Below are 2811 nucleotides of genomic sequence, written 5' to 3'. Positions count from 1 at the left end.
GGCGGGTGGGGAGTCGTACTCATGTATCCCGACCTTAGTCCTCGGCCGGCGCCGGTCGAGCGGCGGGCGGTCACGCGGCGACGCTCGTTCGGGTGGTCTGTCCGGCGGACGAGCGGGGTAAGGCGAGTTCCCGCCCTACGCTACTGAACATGAAGATCGCTTTCGTAGGGAAGGGCGGCAGCGGAAAGACCACGCTGTCCTCGCTGTTCGTCCGTCGGCTGGCCACCGCACGGTTGCCGGTGATCGCCGTCGACGCGGACATCAACCAGCACCTGGGCGTCGCCCTCGGCCTGACCGAGGCGGAGGCCGCGGACGTTCCCCCGCTCGGCGGTCGACTTCCGTTGATCAAGGACTACCTCCGGGGCGCGAATCCCCGGATCGCCTCTGCGGAGACGATGATCAAGACCACGCCTCCCGGCGAGGGCTCCCGGCTCCTCCGGGTGAACGAGGACAACCCCGTCTACGACGCCTGCGCCCGGACGCTGTCCCTGGAGGGCTCGGACGTCCGGCTGCTGGCGACCGGGCCGTTCACCGAGGCCGACCTGGGCGTCGCCTGCTACCACTCGAAGGTCGGCGCGGTGGAGCTCTGCCTCAACCACCTGGTCGACGGTCGGGACGAGTACATGGTCGTCGACATGACCGCGGGCTCCGACTCCTTCGCCTCCGGCATGTTCACACGCTTCGACATGACCTTCCTGGTAGCCGAGCCCACCCGCAAGGGTGTCGCCGTCTACCGCCAGTACCGCGAGTACGCCGCCGACTACGGCGTCCCGCTCCGGGTGGTGGGCAACAAGGTGCACGGCCCCGACGACCTTGCCTTCCTGCGCGACGAGGTCGGGGAGGACCTGCTGGTCACATTGGGCCAGTCGGACTGGGTCCGGGCCGCGGAGAAGGGCCGGGCCCTGCCGCTCGCCGAGTTGGAGGAGGCCAACCGCCGAGCGCTGGACGTGCTGTACGAAACGGCGGACGGCTCGTACGAGCGTCGGGACTGGGAGCGCTACACCCGGCAGATGGTCCATTTCCATCTGAAGAACGCGGAGAGCTGGGGGAACGCGCGGGCCGGTGTGGACCTGGCCGCGCAGGTCGACCCGGCCTTCGTCCTGGGCGAGCGGACCGCCCAGCCCGCCTGACGGCTGCCGGAACCCGAGGGGGGCCGAGGGGCTGAGCATGACCGCCCTTCGCGGCTGCCCGGCCCGAGCCGGGCCGGGCAGCCGAAGACCGCCGACGGACGGGTCAGTCGCGGGCGGCGGCGGCCAGGAAGGTCGGCCAGCCCTCGTCCGGCGCCTGCCCGACTCCGAGGGTGCGCAGCTTGGCCAGTACGGCCGGGTCCTGCGCGTCGAGCCAGTCGACCAGTTGGCGGAAGGAGACGCAGCGTACGTCGTCCTTGACGCAGACGGTCTTGATGACGTCCTCCACGGCCCGCATGTAGATGCCGCCGTTCCATCCGTTGAAGTGGTTGCCGATGATCATCGGCGCCCGGTTGCCCTGGTGGGCGCGCTCGAAGCCCTGGAGCAGACCGTCCCTCATCTGCCGTTCCCACTCGGGGTGCTTGGCGGGGTCGCCGCTGCCGGGGCCGGACTGGTTGACCATGAAGTTGTAGTCCATGGCCAGCGTCTCGAAGGCGCGTCCGGGCATGGGCACCATCTGCAGGGGGAGGTCCCACAGGCCGTTGCGCCGGCTGGGCCACACCTGGCGTCCGATGCCGCTGGAGTCGTAGCGGAAGCCGAGTTCGCCGGCCGCCCGTACGACGTTCTCGCGGCCTTCGAGGCAGGGCGTACGCCCGCCGACGAGTTCCTTGTCGTAGTCGAAGGGCAGGGAGTCGGCATCCTTCCAGCCGGTGGTGGTCTTCCAGTTCTTGACGAACCACTTGGCCTGGCGGATCTCGCTCTTCCAGTCCTCGACGGACCAGCTGTCGACACCGGTGGGCCCGCAGAAGTGACCGTTGTAGTGGGTACCGATCTCGCTGCCGTCCAGCCAGGCGCCGCGCAGCTGCTCCAGGGTGGCGCGGATGTTCTCGTCCTTGAGGTAGCCGATGTCGGAGGCGCCCGGCGCCCGGCCGGGCGGGTTGTAGCGGCCGGCCTCCCTCTCGGGCAGCAGGTAGATGCCGGAGAGGAAGTACGTCATCTGGGCGTTGTGGCGGCGGCCTACCTCGCGGAAGTGGGAGAAGAGCTTCTTGCTGTCCTCGCCGGCGCCGTCCCAGGAGAAGACCACGAACTGCGGCGGCTGTTCGCCGGGTTCGAGTTTCCGTGCCTCGGGCTGGTGGGGCTGCACTCCGGTGAAGGAGGTCGAGCCGTCGCCGATGACGCGCAACTGCTGGGGCTTGTCCGCCGGGCGCCGTTCGTCCTTGGGCTCTTCGGGTCCGTTCGTGTGGTCGGTACCGCACCCGGCGGCGAGGGTCGCGAGCGCCATCGTGGCCGCGATACCCGTGATGATCCTCCGTACGCGTGTCATGCGTTCCACCACCTGTCCGTCCTCCAGCTCGGCCGGGTCCGCACGGCCGGTCGGTGCCTCGGCGGGCACCGCTCCGGCCCGTCCGGGCCAAAGTTCGCATGAGAGAACAAAACGGTTCGTACGACAAGCGGACGTTATGGCGGCATTCACTCGTTAGACGGAAGCGTTGCCCGTTTGCCCGAGACAACCCACACGTCGGCTTTACCTGGAATTACGATTCATTTACCTGTCCTTGGGAGTAATCAGGCAGTCACCCATGGCTGCCCGCGACGGAAACGAGATCGATGTCCGCCAGCGCACCTGATTCACCACCGGGCACCGGCACCGGGCCCACCGGTGCCGGTGCCCGGTGGTGAATCA

The 2811-nt window shown here is 68.8% G+C and carries 2 protein-coding genes; one reads left to right on the top strand and one right to left on the bottom strand.

The genetic code is table 11. The features are described 5' to 3' along the window. Nucleotides 1-149 precede the first annotated feature (149 nt). A complete protein-coding gene (locus tag FNX44_RS25705; protein ID WP_143651374.1) occupies nucleotides 150-1130 on the top strand; it encodes an ATP-binding protein in 981 nt (326 codons plus the stop codon). Nucleotides 1131-1233: 103 nt separating this feature from the next. Here the strand turns inward: FNX44_RS25705 and FNX44_RS25700 are convergent, their stop codons facing one another. Continuing rightward, a complete protein-coding gene (locus FNX44_RS25700) occupies nucleotides 1234-2451 on the bottom strand; it encodes a polysaccharide deacetylase family protein (protein WP_143651375.1) in 1218 nt (405 codons plus the stop codon). Nucleotides 2452-2811: the final 360 nt, after the last annotated feature.

Origin of the sequence: Streptomyces alkaliterrae, assembly GCF_007097205.2 — a bacterium.
Lineage (GTDB): Bacteria > Actinomycetota > Actinomycetes > Streptomycetales > Streptomycetaceae > Streptomyces > Streptomyces alkaliterrae.
This window is presented reverse-complemented; position numbering and strand designations above follow the sequence as displayed.